This window comes from Streptomyces sp. NPDC127068 (assembly GCF_042724695.1).
GTDB lineage: Bacteria > Actinomycetota > Actinomycetes > Streptomycetales > Streptomycetaceae > Streptomyces.
The window spans coordinates 122,650-137,894 of the sequence record NZ_JBHXEN010000005.1; the positions used below are offsets into that span (position 1 = coordinate 122,650).

The following is a 15,245-nucleotide window of genomic DNA, read 5'->3' on the forward strand; positions in this document are numbered from 1 at the left end:
CGTCCCGTGGTGGGACGTTCTCCCCGTGGACCGGTACGGTCGGGCAGGCGGTGGCCTCCGGGCGGCCGTCGGTCCGCGGCGGATGCCGGCCCGGTGCCGTGTACCGCCCCGTCCGTACCCAGGAGACGTGTGAGATGACCACCGCTACGATCCCCCGCGGCGACCGCCGGATCAGCCCCGTGTTCCTGGGGATCGTCGCCGTGACCGCCGTCGCGGGGTGGGCGACCTGGACGGACTTCGCCGAGGTGCCCGGTCTCGCGGTGTTCCTGTTCGTGACCGGTGCGTGGATCGTCTCGCTGTGCCTGCACGAGTACGCGCACGCGCGCACCGCGCTGCACGGCGGTGACCTCACCATCGGGGCCAAGGGCTATCTGACGCTGAACCCGCTGAAGTACACGCACGCCCTGCTGAGCGTCGTGCTGCCGGTGGTGTTCGTGATCATGGGCGGGATCGGTCTGCCGGGCGGTGCCGTCTTCATCGAGCGCCACCGCATCCAGGGGCGCTGGAAGCACAGCCTGATCTCGGCGGCCGGGCCGCTGACGAACGTGCTGTTCGCCGTCGTGTGCACGGCGCCGTTCTGGCTGGACGTGCTGGACGGGGTCCCGGCGACGTTCCGCTACGCACTGGGGTTCCTGGCGTTGCTCCAGGTCACCGCGGCGATCCTGAACTTCCTGCCGGTGCCCGGACTCGACGGCTACGGCGTCATCGAGCCGTGGCTGTCGCACCGGGTGCGGCGCCAGGTGGAGCCGTTCGCACCCTTCGGTCTGCTGTTCGTCTTCGCGGTGCTGTGGATCCCCGAGGTCAACCGGACGTTCTTCGACGTGGTCGACGCGCTGTTGCGCTCGCTGGGCGTCGGGGACCTGGAGACGTACTGCGGGTACGACCTGTTCCGGTTCTGGCGGGACACGAATCCGCTGTGCGAGGCGCCGTGAGCCCCGCGGGGGATCAGCCGCCGCCGGTCGGGGCGGTGCGGGCCCGCAGCCGGTCGCGCCGCACGTAGTACCAGGCCATGTTGGACGACAGTCCCGCCATCAGCACCCACAGGACGCCGAGCCAACTGCCGTTGACGAACGACACGACCGCCGCGGCGACGGCGAGCAGGCAGACCACGAGGGCGAAGAGGGCGAGGCGGGACATGGGGGTCGGCTCCTGTCGGGGGACACTGCTTCGCTCCAGTGTCCCCCATCGTCCCCGGGCCGCCCGCACGCCCCCCGCGCGCCCACCGGGCCCGGCGCCCGTTCGGCTGACGGCCGGGCCGGCCGGGACGCGCGCCGCCGGTCAGACGTCCGTGACCCGCAGTCCGGCGTGCGCCTTGTAGCGACGGTTGACGGAGATCAGGTTGGCCACCAGCGACTCGACCTGATGGGCGTTGCGCAGCCGACCGGCGAACACCCCGCGCATCCCGGGGACGCGGCCGGCGAGGGCCTGGACGACGTCGGTGTCGGCGCGGGACTCCCCGAGCACCATGACGTCGGTGTCGATCTCCTCGATCGAGGCGTCCTGGAGGAGGACCGCCGACAGGTGGTGGAAGGCGGCGGTCACCCGGGACTCCGGGAGCAGCGCGGCGGCCTGTTGGGCGGCGCTGCCCTCCTCCGGCTTGAGCGCGTAGGCGCCCTGCTTGTCGAAGCCGAGCGGGTTGACGCAGTCGACGACGATCTTGCCGCGCAGTTCGTCGCGCAGCGACTCCAGGGTCTTGGCGTGGCCGTCCCAGGGCACCGCGATGATCACGACGTCGCTGCGCCGGGCGCACTCCGCGTTGTCGGCGCCCTCGATCCCGAGGCCGAGTTCCGCGGCGGCGGCCTCGGCCCGTTCCGCGGCCCGGGACCCGATGACCACCCGCTGGCCGGCGCGGGCCAGCCGGTAGGCGAGGCCGCGCCCCTGGTCGCCGGTGCCGCCGAGCACTCCGACGACGAGCCCGGAGACGTCGGGCAGCTCCCGGGGGTCCTTGGCGGGCGCCTTCGCGGGAGGGGGTGTGGGGGAAGCGGACGGTGCGCTCTCGGTGGAAGTCATGCCCCGACCCTATGCGCCGCGGTGATCTCGTTCAGCGTGGCGGACCTCACGGCCGCGCACGGCGGAGGTCGGGCCGCCGCCGACTGCACCGCCCACCCGGCCCGCCAACGGCTCGCGGCCCAACTGCCCGGCCCGTAGGTTGCGTTCGGTGCGAGACGGCCGGGCTCAGACCACCGTGGTGATGCAGAACGGGTGGCCCGCGGGGTCCAGCAGGACCCGCCACCGGTCGGGTTCCGGCTGGGCCGCGGGCTCGACGGCCCCCAGCGCGAGCAGCCGGGCCTGGGCGGCGTCCAGGTCGTCGACCCCCAGTTCCAGGTGGGCCTGCTTCTCCTGGGAGGGGTCCGGCCAGGTGGGGCGCCGGTAGTCGACCAGGCGGTTGAGCCCCAGTCCGACCGAGCCCTCGCGGGCGAGCAGGACGAAGTCGTCGGTGGAGTAGGCGACGGGCAGGTCGAGGGCCTCGCCGTAGAAGCGGGCCAGTTCGGCGGGGTCCGGGCAGTCGAAGGTGACCACCGAGAAGCGGATCGCGGGTGCGGGTGCGGGTGTCGTGCCAGTGCTCATGCGGCAGACGCTATGACGCGTAGAGGACGGCTGCGGTCCTGATTCGCGAGGGCCAACGGGTGAGGGAGGTGTGCGGGCGGTTGGCCCGCACACCTCCCTCGGGGTGCGCTCATCGGTCACCGGGTGATCGGGTGCCGGTCAGGGTGGGTCGCGCCGGTCGAGCCGGTGCGGTGCTTCGTCGGGCGCGTCGCCGGGTCGTCCGTGTGGTTCCCCCGACGTTCTGGTCCCCCCGGATTCCCCCCGAGGCGAGTGACGGCACGACCGGGGCCGTGCGCTTCACGTGTGCGGACGTCCGCCGTCCGCCGTGGACCGGGCTTCGCGCCCTCACGTCACGACGGTCGCGCTGCCGGGGAGCGGCCGGGCAGCGGTGGCGTCGTGGCGGATCACTCCCGGGTGGGTGCCCGGGAACCCTGACCGCAGCGGCGGCCGGGAGCGGCGAGGACTCAGCCGCGCAGGACGCGGCCGTCCTTGTCGGTGCGGTCGCTGCTCGTGAGGAACAGGATTCCGTCGATGAGGGCCCATATGCCCAGACCACCGCAGGTGAGGAGCTGAGCGACACCGACGCCGACGGAGCCGACGTAGAAGCGTCCGATGCCGAGCGTGCCCAGGAACAGCTGGAGGATGCCGGCGACGATCTTGGACTTGTCCGAGTAGGGACGGCCCTGGGGGTCGTACCCGAAGGGGGCGTCAGGCGTGGGGACGGCCATGAGTGTTTCTCCTGGTTTGAGCGGAACTGGTACCGAATCTGATTGTTCCGGTACGAACGCAGGAGGAAAGCCCGGCGTAGACCGCCGCACTCTGCATCGCCCCCCTGTGACGTGGCAGCGTAAAGAGCGCGACCCCCCTGGCGGGAGGGGGCGGGGGAGATCGTGCCCGTACCGTGATCAAACCAGTGATTCACGACACTCTTCCGACGGGTAGCCGTGACCGTCGTTCGGCGGGACCCGGCAACCGTGCGCGAGGTCACACGGCGCGCACGATCACACGGTGTTGCGCACCACGGTCCACAGCACCGCGACGGAGAGGATCACGATCTGGGTCCGCCGGCCGAACGCGGGCCGCCAGCGACGTCCGCGCAGCCCCTCGAACGCCCAGCGGCCCAGGAGCGCCAGGGCGAAGGGCGCGGCGAGCAGCAGCATCCGGTTGTCGGCCCAGGCTGCGGCGAAGTGACCGTGCATCAGGTCGTAGACCATGCGGGTTCCGCCGCAGGCGGGGCAGAGCAAGCCGGTGACCAGGCGGAACGGGCAGCGCGGCAGGAACTGGCCGCCCTCGTGCGGATCGGTGACGTACAGGTAGCCGGCGCCCAGTAGCCCGGCGGTGAGCACCACCACGGGTGCCACCGCCGGGTTCCGCAGGAGCCGCGCCGCCGCACCGCGCGCGACCGGGGTGTCAGCCGCCACGCAGCGGCCGTCCCTGGGAGTCGGTCGTGTCGCTGCCGGCGAGGATGACGATGCCGTCGATGAGGGCCCAGATGCCCAGACCGCCGCAGGTGAAGAGCTGGGCGAGACCCAGACCGACGTGACCTATGTAGAAGCGGCCGACGCCGAAGCTGCCCAGGAGCAGCGAGAGCACGCCGGCGACGACCTTCGACTTCTCGGAGTACGGACGGCCCATGGGGTCGTAGCCGTAGGGGGCGTTGGGGTCACCCGTGTACGTGCCCGGGGGCACGTAGCCGCCCTGCTGCGGGTACCCGTAGCCGGCCGCCTGCTGCGGATAGCCGTAGCCGGGCTGCTGCGGCGGGGCCTGCTGCTGGTAGGGGTTGGGCGTGGGGGCACCGTACGGGTTCTGGTCGTTCGGGCCGGTGCCCGGGTAGCCCGGGTGGCCGGACGGGGGCTGGGGAGGCTGCTCGCTCAAGGCTCCTGCTTCCGGTGCGCGCTGACGCGCTGACGGGGACGAAATCTCGGGTCATCTTGCAGGACGGAACGGCCTCGGGGAAATCCCCGGACGGTGGAGGCCCGCAGTCCGGTACGGGGGGTGACGTCCGTGACGGGACGGTCCGGGTGGACGGGGGAATTCCGGCCGGGTCGACCGGCGGGGGCGGAAATCCGTTTGCCGGCGGTCGGCTCACCCCGGAGGATGGGGACGCGTGACTCCCGACCCCGTCAGGCCCGACGAACCGCCGCAGTCCGTCACTCCGGGGGCCCCGGCGCCTGCGGACCCCGCCCCGCCGGGTCGGCTCCGCTCCCTGTTGCCCGACCTCGCGCCCTGGCGGTCCACCCCGGACTTCCGGCTGTTGTGGACCCAGGGCCTGATCACCTACTGCGGTGCGGCGATGGCCCTCATCGCGCTGCCCCTCCAGATCAAGGACCTGACGGGCTCCCCCTTGGCGGTCGGGGCGATGGGCGCGGTGGAGCTGGTGCCGCTGGTCGTCTTCGGACTGTACGGGGGCGCCCTCGCCGATGCGGTGGACCGCCGCAAGGTGATCGTCGCGACGGAGGCGGGGCTCGGGTTCCTGGCGCTGGTCCTCTTGGTGAACGCGTTGTTGCCGGAGCCGATGCTGTGGCCGCTGTACCTGGTGGCCGCGGGCGTCGCCGCGCTGGTCGGTCTCCAGCGTCCGGCGCTGGACTCGCTGATAGCCCGGATCGTCCCGCACGATCAACTCGCCGCGGCGGCGGCCCTCAACTCCCTGCGCTGGCAGGCCGGGGAGATCGCGGGCCCGACGCTGGCGGGGGTCGTCGTGGCGTTCTGGGGCAGCGCGGCGGCGTACGGGATCACCCTGTTCACGTTCGTGGTGTCGGTGGTGATGTGTCGACGTCTCGCTCCCGCGCCGCCGTCCCGCGACGCCGAGAAGCCGTCCCTGCGCGCGCTCACGGAGGGCGCGCGGTACGCCTGGTCGCGCCCCGTGCTGGTGGGCACGTACGCGATCGACCTCGCGGCGATGTTCTTCGCCTTCCCGAACGTCATCTTCCCCTTCCTCGCCGACGAGTTGGACGCCGAGTGGGCGCTCGGGCTGATGTACGCGGCGGGGGCGATCGGCTCGCTGGCCGTCAGCCTCACCAGCGGCTGGCTCTCCCGCTCCCGGCGGCACGGTCTGCTGGTGATCGGGGGCGCCACCCTGTGGGGGCTGTCCATCGCGGCGGCGGGCTGGTTCGAGACGGTGTGGCCGGTGCTGCTGTGCCTCGCGTTCGCCGGGGCCGGCGACCTGATCAGCGGGCTGGGCCGGAGCACCATCTGGAACCAGACGATCCCGGACCACCTGCGCGGCCGGCTGGCGGGCATCGAGGTGCTGTCGTACAGCGTGGGCCCGCAGCTCGGGCAGGTCCGCGCGGGCGCGATGGCGAGCTGGACGGGGACCCGGGCGGCGTTCTGGTCCGGCGGGCTGGCCTGCGTGGCCTCGGTCGCCCTGCTGTCGGCCACCCTGCCGAAGCTGTTCACGTACGACGCGGAGACCGATCCCGACGCCCTGCGCAAGAAGGCCGCGACCGCGGGGGCGTGAGGCGTCGGACGTGCGGGGGCGTCACGCCCCCGCACCTCGGACGGTTCCGCGTCACGGGGTCAGCGGTCGTCGTCCTCGCCGCGGGCCGCCGCATCGTGCCAGCGCGGGTCGTTCTCCCACTCGTGGTTGCGCTCGCGGGCGATCTCCATCGCCGCCCGGGCCTCCTCGGCGGAGGGGTACGGTCCGAGCCGGTCCTTGGCGGGACACTCGGGGCCCTCCTCCACCTTCTGGTGCTCCAGGCAGTAGTACCACTCGCCCGGCTTGCCCACCGCCCGCTTCTTGAACAGCGCCATGTGCCCATCTTCCTCTCCTGGCGCACATCGCGCCCGTCGCGCCCGGCGGGGTCCCGTGCACCGGGTCGGCACCCGCCGTTGCGGTACCGCTGACCGCCTACCCGGCAGATGTTCGGACCATGCCGCCCGGTCCGGGCTGGCTACACTCGCTGCATGTCTGCGCAGCCACTGCTCGTGCCCGGCGAGCTCTCCCCCACCCGTACCGTCCCGGGGCACATCATCCGTCCGGCGTACGTGGGCAAGCCCGGCCCCGCCCCTTACACCGGCTCCGAGGTCCAGGACGCCGAGACCATCGAGCGGATGCGGATCGCGGGCGGCATCGCCGCGCGGGCCATGGCCGAGGCGGCGAGCGCCATCGCGCCCGGTGTGACCACGGACGCGCTCGACCGGGTCGCGCACGAGTACCTGTGCGACCACGGCGCCTACCCGTCCACCCTGGGCTACCGGGGGTTCCCGAAGTCGCTGTGCACCTCCGTCAACGAGGTGATCTGCCACGGCATCCCCGACTCGACGGTGCTGCGCGACGGCGACATCGTCAATCTGGACGTCACCGCGTTCATCGGCGGGGTGCACGGCGACAACAACGCCACGTACTTCGTCGGGGACGTGGACGAGGAGTCGCGGCTGCTCGTGGAGCGGACCCGGGAGTCCCTGGACCGGGCGATCAAGGCGGTCCGGCCGGGCCGGCAGATCAACGTGATCGGGCGGGTCATCGAGTCGTACGCCAAGCGGTTCGGGTACGGGGTCGTCCGGGACTTCACGGGGCACGGCATCAACACGTCGTTCCACTCCGGCCTGATCGTCCCGCACTACGACAGTCCGCACGCCACGACGGTGATCCAGCCGGGCATGACGTTCACGATCGAGCCGATGCTGACTCTTGGCACGCACGAGTACGACCTGTGGGAGGACGGCTGGACGGTCGTCACGAAGGATCGTCGGCGGACCGCTCAGTTCGAGCACACGTTGGTCGTCACCGACAGTGGTACGGAGATCCTCACGTTGCCTTAGCCCTTCGGCTGCACCCGCTCTTGCTTGAGCCCGTTCCCGGTTTCTCGTCCGGGGGCGGGCTCTTCGCTGTGCGTCCCCCTGTCGGGAACCTGCGGGTGCGCGGTGGTTGCTCGCGCAGTTCCCCGCGCCCCTGAGGTGCGTCCCTGCCGGGGTGCGTTGTCCAGTGGGGCAGCGGCGAGCAACCACCGCGCACTCGCGGGTGACTTCACGCGGTTCCTACTTTCTCGATGGTTCTATAGTGCTAGTTAGCTAGATGAATAGAGAGGAGCGAGGGACAGCATGATCGAGTTCCACCTCGACACGCGATCGGGCGTGCCGCCCTACCGACAGCTCGTCGACCAGGTCCACCGGGCGCTACGGCTGGGCGTACTGACGGAGGGCGACCGACTGCCGACCGTCAAGGAGGTCGCCGCGCAGATGGCGGTGAACCCCAACACCGTGCTCAAGGCGTACCGCGAACTGGAGTACGCGGGCCTGGTCGCGCCCAGGCCCGGGGTCGGCACCTTCGTCACCCGCACCCTGGACGACACCGTCCACCCCGAGTACGAACCGCTCCGGCGCGAACTGGTCGACTGGCTGGCCCGGGCGCGGGCGGCGGGGCTCGCCGAGGAGAGCATCGAGGCGCTGTTCCAGAGCACGCTCGGGGACCGCACCGGTGACCCCCTGCCGGGGACCGGGGCCGCGCGGTGAACACGGCGCCGGCCCTGGAGGCCACCGGGCTCACCAAGCGGTACGGCCGACGCACCGCGCTCAGCGACTGCTCCCTCAGCGTGCCCGCCGGCCACGTGGTCGGCCTCGTCGGGCCGAACGGCGCAGGGAAGTCGACCCTGTTGCAACTCGCCTGCGGGCTGCTCACCCCCACCTCGGGCACCCTGCGCGTACTCGGCGAACGGCCCGGCAGCGGTCCCGCCCAGCTGGCCCGGGTCGGTTTCGTCGCCCAGGACAGTCCCGTGTACGCGCGGCTGACCGTCTCCGAGCACTTACGGCTCGGCGAGCGACTGAACCCGGGCTGGGACGCCCGGCTGGCGGCCCGACGGATCGCCCGGCTCGGCCTCGACCCCGAGCAACGGGCGGGGGGACTCTCCGGGGGCCAGCGCTCCCAACTCGCCCTCACCCTGGCCGTCGCCAAGCGGCCCGAGCTGCTGATCCTCGACGAACCGGTGGCCGCACTGGACCCGCTGGCCCGGCGGGAGTTCCACCAGGGACTGATGGAGCACGTGGCGGAGTACGGAACCTCCGTGATCCTCTCCTCGCACCTGATCGCCGATCTGGAGCGCACCTGCGACCACCTGATCACCCTGGTCGGCTCGCGGGTCCGACTCGCCGGGGACGTGGAGGACCTGCTCGCCACGCACTTCCGGCTCACCACCTCCCGTCGGGACCGCGACGCGCTGCCGCCGGGGCTGGAGGTGGTCCGGGAACAGCACACCGAGCGGCAGAGCACCTTCGTGGTGCGGTCGGTCATCGACGTGCCCGACCCGGCGTGGGAGATGGAGCCGCTCGGCCTGGAGGACCTCGTCCTCCTCTACATGGCCCAGGACCCGCAGGACCTGCCCACGGGCGCAGGCGGCAAGCAGGGCCGGGAACAGGGGGTCCGCTCATGATGTGGCTGACCTGGCGGCAGTTCCGGGTGCAGGGCGCCGTGGCACTCGGCGCGCTGGCGGCGTTCGGGGTCTTCCTGCTGATCACCGGCCGGAACATGCGTGCCGGCTTCGCGGAGATCCGGGCCGCCTGCGGAAACGGGTGCGGGGACTCGCTCAACTCGTACGTCCAGGAACAACAGACACTGGCCGGCCTGGTCTCCGTGGTGCTCATCGCGGCGCCCGCGCTGCTGGGAATGGTGTGGGGCGCTCCCCTGGTCGCACGTGAGGTGGAGAGCGGGACGCACCGGCTCATCTGGAACCAGAGCATCTCCCGGACCCGTTGGCTGCTGGTCCGGCTGCTGGTCGTGGGCGCCGCCGCGGTGCTGGTCACGGGGGTGCTGAGCCTGATGGTGACCTGGTGGGCCCGGCCGATCGACGCGATCGCCCAGGACCGGTTCACCCCGCTGGTCTTCGAGGCGCGCGGAGTGGTGCCGCTCGGGTACGCGGCCTTCGCCTTCGCGGTGGGGGTGTGCACCGGGCTGCTGGTCCGCCGCACCGTGGCCGCCGTGGTCGTCACGATGGTCGTGGTGTTGGGGGTGCAGGTCCTGGTCCCGCTGGCAGTGCGCCCGCACCTCATGACGCCGACCACCAAGACGGTGCCGGTGACCGGCTCCGAGGGCTGGTCCAAGTCCGGGATCACGGGCCTGGGCCTCCGGCACCGGGGTTCCGGCAGCGACACCCGCCTGGAGGTGACCATCTCGATGGCGGGCGACTGGGTGGTGTCCGGGCCGGGCACCGCCGTCGACGCCTCGGGGAAGGTCGCGAGGGGCGCGGAGATCTGCGCCCACCAGGGATTCCCGCCCCGGGCGGAGTGCATCGAGTCGATGAAGCTCTGGGTCGACGTGGCCTACCAGCCGAAGGACCGGTACTGGACGTTCCAGCTCCTGGAGACGGGGCTCTACGTGCTGCTCGCCGGCATGCTGACCTGGGGCGGCACGGCATGGCTGCGGAGACGTCCGGCCTGAGGGGGAACTGCTTCCCGGACGGGGGTGACCAACACACCCCCGTCCGGGTACATTTTTTCCCGACAGCCTGTCGGAATCCCGTTGACTTAGGTTAGCCTAACCATAGATGATCGGGGCACGCCGCTCCCCGTTCCCCGCTCGCCGGCTCTCGGAGGTCCCATGGACACGACGTCGTTCTCCTCGCTCATCCGCACCGCGTCCCAGGACGCCCACACCGAGGCGGAGACCTCCTCCTTCATGGGCGACCTGCTCGGCGGACGGCTCGGAATCGACGCCTACGCCCGCTACACCGAGCAGCTCTGGTTCGTGTACCAGGCGCTGGAGGACGGCGCGGACTCACTGCGCAGCGACCCCGTCGCGGGCCCGTTCGTGCAGCCCGAGCTGATGCGGCGCGAGGCGCTGGAGCGTGACCTCGCCCATCTGCGCGGTTCCTCCTGGCGCGCGGGTCTGACCCCGCTGCCCGCGACCACCGCGTACGCGGAGCGGGTCGCGCAGTGCGTGCGGGAGTGGCCCGCGGGCTACGTCGCCCACCACTACACCCGCTACCTCGGCGACCTCTCCGGCGGGCAGATCATCCGGGACCGCGCCGAGAAGGCGTGGGGCTTCGCCCGCAAGGGCGACGGCGTCCGGTTCTACGTCTTCGACGAGATCACCAACCCCGCCGCGTTCAAGCGGAACTACCGCGAACTGCTGGACGGGGTGCAGGCCGACGACCTGGAGAAGCAGCGGATCGTCATCGAGTGCAAGCGGGCCTTCGCGCTCAACACGGCCGTGTTCCACGCCCTGGGCGAGGAGTTCCCGCTCAGCGCCTGAGCCGTACCCACACGTCAAGGCCCCGCGCCCCGGTTCCGTCCGGGGGCGCGGGGCCTTCGCCGTGCACGCTAGTCGGGCAGCGGCACGTCCGACTGGACCAGCCGGACGCGGCCCCCGACCTCCACCCACCCGTAGGGCTGCGGGGCGGTCAGGAGCTGGGAACCGGAACCCTGGCGGATGTTCAGGGCGCGGCCCAGTTCCGCGGTCAGCAGCAGGGCCGCCGCGCCGGTCGCCTCGTCCTCGTGGATGCCGTCGTCACGGCCGGGGAAGGCCCGCGCCCTGATCCGGCCCGCCCGTTCGTCCTCCCACGCCCAGGCGTAGATCCACTCGCCGGGCGGGGGCACCTCCAGGGCGTCCACCTGCGCGGCCGACCCGTACTGCCGCAGGGTGCGTTCGGGTGCCCACTCGGGGAGCGCCTCGATCCAGGAGAACTCCCCGTCCTGGCGGGCGCCGACCACACCGGCGGGGGTGACGAGTTCGGGCACGTCCAGCAGCCAGGCCGCGCCGACGCAGGGGTGCCCCGCGAACGGGAGGCGCAGGGTGGGGCTGTAGATGTCGATCGCGCCGCGCTCGGGGTCGTCCACGAAGACGGTCTCGCTGAACCCGAGCTTGCCCGCGATCTTCTGGCGGGACGCCTCCTCGGGGAGGGGGGTGCCGTCCCGGACGACGCCCAGCTCGTTGCCGCCCCTGGTGCCGTCGGGGCCGCAGAAGACTCGTAGTACGTCGAGTTGGGTCACCGGTGCATTGTGCCTGGGCGGCCGGCCACTCGGAAATCCGGCGGCCGGCCCCGCGGACATCCGCCGGTGTGGGGGTGCACCCGCGCAGTTCCCCGCCTCCCTCCGGTGCGATCGGTTGCGTGTGCGTCGTTCTGCAACACGCGCCGGGAGGTGCGAAGTTCCCCGCGTCCCCGGTCGGTGCGTGCCGGTGGGCGTCCGGTGTCGCGCACGGTCGGTTGGGGGGTGGGGGGCTGGAAGGTCAGCGTTCATGATCGCAAAATGCGATTACAGTTCCGCTGTTTCCGCACGTCAACGGATTGGACAGGTACTTTGCGCAGACGCACCAGCCGAAGCCTCGTGGCCCTCGCCACCGCCGCACTGGGGGTGACCCTACTGACTCCCACGGCTGCCCAGGCGGAGGAGGTCACCACGGGCAACTACACGGCGACCTTCAACTACACCAAGCCGGAAGGCTCCTACGACACCTCGATCAGCACGGGCCTCAGCACCCTGATCGACCTCGCCAAGCCGGGCAGCACGCTGTACATGAGCATGTACATGCTCGGCGACAACTACGATCCCGCCGTTCCGAAGCCCCCCGAGATAGAGAAGAAGCTACTCGAGGCGCACAACCGGAACGTCACGGTGAAGGTCGTCGTGGAAGACACCACGAGCCAGCCGACGACCCTGATCAACGGCCTGACGGGGAACAGCAAGCTCACCCAGTGCTACAGGGGCTGCCTCAACGCCACCAACACCACCACTGCCATCAACCACAACAAGTTCGTCGTCTTCGACGCGCTGAACGACGGCCGCACCAACGTGGTCTGGCAGTCCTCCCAGAACATGACCCCGAGCCAGAACGGCGAGCTCAACAACGCCATCACCATCTCGGGCAACGCCTCCCTCGCGACCAAGTACCGTGCGGCCTTCAACCGGCAGGTCTCGCGCTCGACCGCTACCACCGACGCCGATTACGACAACGCCGTCGACGACCTGAACGCACCGGTGGAGGCGTACTTCTTCCCCCGGGCGGACGACATCGTCGCCGAGCAGATCAGGAAGGTGGACTGCGCCAGGAACGGCCGCATCCGGCTGTCGACCTCGTCGCTGAACGGGGACGTCAACAATCTGCGTCCCCAGCTCTACCAGGCCCTGCGGGATCAGCGCGCCGCGGGCTGTGTCATCGACGCCGTGGTCCGCGACGTGGACGGCCTCGACGGGAACGCCGGCGTCAACGACATGACCAAGACCAACGTCAACGCCTACGGCATGCGCCCCGGCGGCTGCCGTTACACCACGAAGCCCTCGTGCAACTACGGCACGGTGCACTCGAAGTACCTGCTCACCGAGTGGGAGAACGCCCAGGGCCAGCGCGTCCAGCGCACGTACACCGGTTCCCACAACTTCACCATGGGTGCCCTGAAGCGCAACGACGAGACCATGTTGCGCATCAACGATTCGGGCGTCTACGACGCGTACCTCGCCAACTTCAACAAGCTGCGGGCCTCCGTGGTCGACATCGACGCGGCCAAGTACGGCAGCACCTCCCAGCACTACTCGCGGGTCAATGCCGGTGCGGACGGTGACCAGCACGCCAGCGCCACCGCCTCGAACGGCTCCGGAACCTCCACGTACCTCGCGGTCGCGTACGAGCACGGCGACCGCCACAACCCCGCCGACACCCAGCTGGGCACCGATGTGTACCTGCGGATGTACAAGGACGGTTCGCCGCTCCGGTCGGAGACGAAGCTGAGCGTCTCCGGCTCCGCGGGAACCTCCTGGTCGCACCAGAAGCCCGACGTCGGGGTGGACCAGAACGGCAATGCGATCGTCGTGTGGGCGGAAGACGCCGACGGCAACAAGCACGCGAACATCCAGGTCCGCAAGATCGACCAGTTGGGCAACGTCACCGTGCTGCCCCGCCCGCACGCCTCCGCCGACGGTCACCAGCTGCGGCCCACGGTGGCGGTCGCGGATGACGGGTCCTACACGGTGGCGTGGGAGGACACGGCCAACGGCACCACCCTCAGCCAGGTGAAGGCGAGCGGCTGGAGCGCCACCGGCACGCGGAGCCACCCCGACGTCCAGGTGAGCACCATCAACTCCGGGGCCACCGCGGGTTCCAACCGCCGTCCCGACGCCGCGATCGACGGCGCGGGCAACACCGCGATCGTGTGGGAGGAGGACGCCGACGGCAACGGCGGCATCAACATCGGCCTCGCCAAGCTCAACGCCACGGGCGGCTTCGCCGTGCCGCGCAAGGTCGCGAACTCCCTCACCGACGGGCAGCAGACCAACCCCGCCGTCGCGCAGGCCGCCGACGGCCGGACCGTCGCCGTCTGGGACGACTTCTACAAGCCGGGTACCGGCAGCACCAACTCGCCTCGTGAGGCACGGGTCCACCACCGGATGTACTCCGCGGCCGGCGCACCGGTCGCTCCGGAGGTGCCCACCACGCCCGGCACGGACAACGAGCGTCGCATCGACGACCAGGTCGACCCCGACGTGACCGTCTCCGACGGCGGTGACTTCGTCGTCGCCTGGAGCGAGAAGCTGCGGCTGGAGCTACAACACCCCAGCTACCAGGAGGTGTGGGCCCGGGGCTTCAACGCGGACGGCAGCACCGCCGACCGTCTGCCCGCCACCCGGATGAACGTGGTCACCGGCCACGACCAGACGGAAGCCGCGGTCTCGCTGGCGCCGAACGGCCGACTGGCGCTGACGTACTCCGACGACTACGACGACAACGGGTTCAACGAGTTGCGCCTGCGGGACGGCTTCCTCAACAAGTAGCCACCCGGCGGACGGCGCCCCGCACGGCGCCGTCCGCACCCCTCCCGGGCAGCACCGCCCGGGGCCGGGCCGTCGTCCCCGTCAGCGCACGTCGACGAAGTCGGCCGGCGACTTCGCCCCGCCCGTCGTGGTGGAACCGCCGTACGTGAAGCGGTAGTGGCCGTCGGACGACGCCTTGACCGTCGCCTTCACCCGGCCCCGGCTGTCCGCCGCCACCGTCTTCACCGTCTGCCAGGTGCCGCCCCGCTTCTTGAACTGGAGCTTCACCTGGTCGGCCGCGAACCCGGCGTACCACTGCTTGTCCCAGCTCACCCGGGACAGCGCCCCCTTCACGGTGAGGTTCGCGCCCCGGCGCACCGGCTCCGGCGTCGCGTCCGCCGACAACCGCGCCGCCCGCTTCACGGAATGGGTGGTGTAGTTCGGAAGGCTCCCGGCCGACAGCTCACCGTTGTCGGTGGCACTCAGCACCAGGTTCCACTTGCCCGCGTTCGCGTCGTCGAGGTCGTAACGGGCCTCCCTTTCGTTCGGGTTGGCGAGGATCTTCACCACGCACTTCACCTTGGTCCAGGTGACGCGGGCGCAGTTGCCGGGGTCGCTCTCCTCGGGGAGGTACATCAACAGCATGCGGTCGGCCTCGACGTAGTTCGTCCCCCGCCACAGGTGCCCCGTGACGAACGCGAGCCCCCCGGGGTGCTCCGCGGTGAACGTGGCCTCGACGTACTTCGCCTGGAGGCCGACCACCGTTTCCTTGCCACCGCGCACGGTGAAGTCGGTGATCTTCAGGTCGTCCGCCGGGTCGGCGGCCACCGGTCGGACGGACCGGTCCTCCGCGTGGGCGACGGGCACGACGACGGCACCCAGCGCCAGAGCGCCGGTCACCAGCGCTATTGCGGCACGGCTCTTCATACGGTTGTCCTGTCAATACGGGCCCCGCCGCCGTACGCCACCCCGTGCTTCCCGCTTTCCAGGGCGTACGGCCACGGGACCGATGGTCGTGGTCGAAC

At 71.2% G+C, this 15,245-nt stretch carries 17 protein-coding genes; 8 read left to right on the forward strand and 9 right to left on the reverse strand.

Annotation, left to right across the window (positions count from 1 at the left end; translation table 11 throughout):
• Positions 1-134 precede the first annotated feature (134 nt).
• On the forward strand, positions 135-932 hold the full coding sequence (locus ACFWIA_RS04680) for a site-2 protease family protein (RefSeq protein WP_387000372.1): 798 nt from the start codon (positions 135-137) through the stop codon (positions 930-932).
• A gap of 13 nt (positions 933-945) precedes the next feature.
• Here the strand turns inward: ACFWIA_RS04680 and ACFWIA_RS04685 are convergent, their stop codons facing one another.
• The 6 genes from ACFWIA_RS04685 to ACFWIA_RS04710 form a co-directional block, all read right to left on the reverse strand.
• The gene (locus ACFWIA_RS04685) at positions 946-1,137 is read right to left on the reverse strand and encodes a hypothetical protein (RefSeq protein ID WP_387000374.1); all 192 of its coding nucleotides are present in this window, start codon (positions 1,135-1,137) and stop codon (positions 946-948) included.
• Positions 1,138-1,278: 141 nt separating this feature from the next.
• The gene (npdG, locus tag ACFWIA_RS04690) at positions 1,279-2,010 is read right to left on the reverse strand and encodes an NADPH-dependent F420 reductase (protein WP_387000376.1); all 732 of its coding nucleotides are present in this window, start codon (positions 2,008-2,010) and stop codon (positions 1,279-1,281) included.
• Between the two features lie 165 nt (positions 2,011-2,175).
• On the reverse strand, positions 2,176-2,568 hold the full coding sequence (locus ACFWIA_RS04695) for a VOC family protein (RefSeq protein ID WP_387000378.1): 393 nt from the start codon (positions 2,566-2,568) through the stop codon (positions 2,176-2,178).
• A gap of 443 nt (positions 2,569-3,011) precedes the next feature.
• On the reverse strand, positions 3,012-3,275 hold the full coding sequence (locus tag ACFWIA_RS04700; RefSeq protein ID WP_385485890.1) for a TM2 domain-containing protein: 264 nt from the start codon (positions 3,273-3,275) through the stop codon (positions 3,012-3,014).
• A gap of 273 nt (positions 3,276-3,548) precedes the next feature.
• Complete coding sequence (locus ACFWIA_RS04705) at positions 3,549-3,968, reverse strand: DUF2752 domain-containing protein (protein ID WP_387000381.1); 420 nt, start codon at positions 3,966-3,968, stop codon at positions 3,549-3,551.
• On the reverse strand, positions 3,958-4,422 hold the full coding sequence (locus tag ACFWIA_RS04710) for a TM2 domain-containing protein (RefSeq protein ID WP_387000383.1): 465 nt from the start codon (positions 4,420-4,422) through the stop codon (positions 3,958-3,960). Before ACFWIA_RS04710 ends, ACFWIA_RS04705 begins: the two co-directional genes overlap by 11 nt.
• Before the next feature lie 331 nt (positions 4,423-4,753).
• Here ACFWIA_RS04710 and ACFWIA_RS04715 point away from each other — a divergent pair, with 331 nt between their 5' ends.
• Complete coding sequence (locus ACFWIA_RS04715) at positions 4,754-6,004, forward strand: MFS transporter (RefSeq protein WP_387000479.1); 1,251 nt, start codon at positions 4,754-4,756, stop codon at positions 6,002-6,004.
• Positions 6,005-6,063: 59 nt separating this feature from the next.
• Here ACFWIA_RS04715 and ACFWIA_RS04720 read toward each other — a convergent pair whose 3' ends face one another.
• Positions 6,064-6,297, reverse strand: coding sequence for a hypothetical protein (locus tag ACFWIA_RS04720; RefSeq protein WP_387000385.1), 234 nt, complete (start codon positions 6,295-6,297; stop codon positions 6,064-6,066).
• Positions 6,298-6,450: 153 nt separating this feature from the next.
• On the opposite strand from ACFWIA_RS04720, the gene map reads away from it, so the two are divergent.
• The 5 genes from map to ACFWIA_RS04745 all read left to right on the forward strand — a co-directional run bounded on the left by map (position 6,451) and on the right by ACFWIA_RS04745 (position 10,729).
• Positions 6,451-7,308 (forward strand): type I methionyl aminopeptidase, encoded by an 858-nt coding sequence (gene map, locus ACFWIA_RS04725; RefSeq protein WP_387000387.1) that lies wholly within the window; start codon positions 6,451-6,453, stop codon positions 7,306-7,308.
• A 279-nt stretch (positions 7,309-7,587) separates the two neighbouring features.
• A complete protein-coding gene (locus ACFWIA_RS04730; protein WP_387000389.1) occupies positions 7,588-7,998 on the forward strand; it encodes a GntR family transcriptional regulator in 411 nt (136 codons plus the stop codon).
• Complete coding sequence (locus tag ACFWIA_RS04735; RefSeq protein ID WP_387000392.1) at positions 7,995-8,912, forward strand: ABC transporter ATP-binding protein; 918 nt, start codon at positions 7,995-7,997, stop codon at positions 8,910-8,912. The genes ACFWIA_RS04730 and ACFWIA_RS04735 overlap by 4 nt, the downstream gene beginning before the upstream one ends.
• Positions 8,909-9,916 (forward strand): ABC transporter permease subunit, encoded by a 1,008-nt coding sequence (locus ACFWIA_RS04740; RefSeq protein WP_387000394.1) that lies wholly within the window; start codon positions 8,909-8,911, stop codon positions 9,914-9,916. The genes ACFWIA_RS04735 and ACFWIA_RS04740 overlap by 4 nt, the downstream gene beginning before the upstream one ends.
• Positions 9,917-10,075: 159 nt before the next feature.
• On the forward strand, positions 10,076-10,729 hold the full coding sequence (locus ACFWIA_RS04745; RefSeq protein WP_387000397.1) for a heme oxygenase (biliverdin-producing): 654 nt from the start codon (positions 10,076-10,078) through the stop codon (positions 10,727-10,729).
• Between the two features lie 68 nt (positions 10,730-10,797).
• Here the strand turns inward: ACFWIA_RS04745 and ACFWIA_RS04750 are convergent, their stop codons facing one another.
• Positions 10,798-11,466 carry a PhzF family phenazine biosynthesis protein gene (locus ACFWIA_RS04750; RefSeq protein ID WP_387000399.1) on the reverse strand — a complete coding sequence of 223 codons (669 nt, stop codon included), beginning with the start codon at positions 11,464-11,466 and terminating at the stop codon, positions 10,798-10,800.
• A 309-nt stretch (positions 11,467-11,775) separates the two neighbouring features.
• Between ACFWIA_RS04750 and ACFWIA_RS04755 the strand changes: the two genes are divergently transcribed.
• A complete protein-coding gene (locus ACFWIA_RS04755; RefSeq protein WP_387000401.1) occupies positions 11,776-14,241 on the forward strand; it encodes a phosphatidylserine/phosphatidylglycerophosphate/cardiolipin synthase family protein in 2,466 nt (821 codons plus the stop codon).
• 81 nt (positions 14,242-14,322) lie between these two features.
• On the opposite strand, the gene ACFWIA_RS04760 is transcribed toward ACFWIA_RS04755, so the two are convergent.
• Entirely contained in the window at positions 14,323-15,147 is an 825-nt protein-coding gene (locus ACFWIA_RS04760) for a hypothetical protein (protein ID WP_387000402.1), read from the reverse strand.
• Between the last annotated feature and the right edge of the window lie 98 nt (positions 15,148-15,245).

Excerpts from the sequence above, each read along its gene's own strand:
- ACFWIA_RS04680 (WP_387000372.1), top strand. The coding sequence starts at position 135 with ATGACCACCGCTACGATCCCCCGCGGCGACCGCCGGATCAGCCCCGTG.
- ACFWIA_RS04685 (WP_387000374.1), bottom strand. The coding sequence starts at position 1,137 with ATGTCCCGCCTCGCCCTCTTCGCCCTCGTGGTCTGCCTGCTCGCCGTC.
- npdG (WP_387000376.1), bottom strand. The coding sequence starts at position 2,010 with ATGACTTCCACCGAGAGCGCACCGTCCGCTTCCCCCACACCCCCTCCC.
- ACFWIA_RS04695 (WP_387000378.1), bottom strand. The coding sequence starts at position 2,568 with ATGAGCACTGGCACGACACCCGCACCCGCACCCGCGATCCGCTTCTCG.
- ACFWIA_RS04700 (WP_385485890.1), bottom strand. The coding sequence starts at position 3,275 with ATGGCCGTCCCCACGCCTGACGCCCCCTTCGGGTACGACCCCCAGGGC.
- ACFWIA_RS04720 (WP_387000385.1), bottom strand. The coding sequence starts at position 6,297 with ATGGCGCTGTTCAAGAAGCGGGCGGTGGGCAAGCCGGGCGAGTGGTAC.
- map (WP_387000387.1), top strand. The coding sequence starts at position 6,451 with ATGTCTGCGCAGCCACTGCTCGTGCCCGGCGAGCTCTCCCCCACCCGT.
- ACFWIA_RS04730 (WP_387000389.1), top strand. The coding sequence starts at position 7,588 with ATGATCGAGTTCCACCTCGACACGCGATCGGGCGTGCCGCCCTACCGA.
- ACFWIA_RS04740 (WP_387000394.1), top strand. The coding sequence starts at position 8,909 with ATGATGTGGCTGACCTGGCGGCAGTTCCGGGTGCAGGGCGCCGTGGCA.
- ACFWIA_RS04745 (WP_387000397.1), top strand. The coding sequence starts at position 10,076 with ATGGACACGACGTCGTTCTCCTCGCTCATCCGCACCGCGTCCCAGGAC.
- ACFWIA_RS04760 (WP_387000402.1), bottom strand. The coding sequence starts at position 15,147 with ATGAAGAGCCGTGCCGCAATAGCGCTGGTGACCGGCGCTCTGGCGCTG.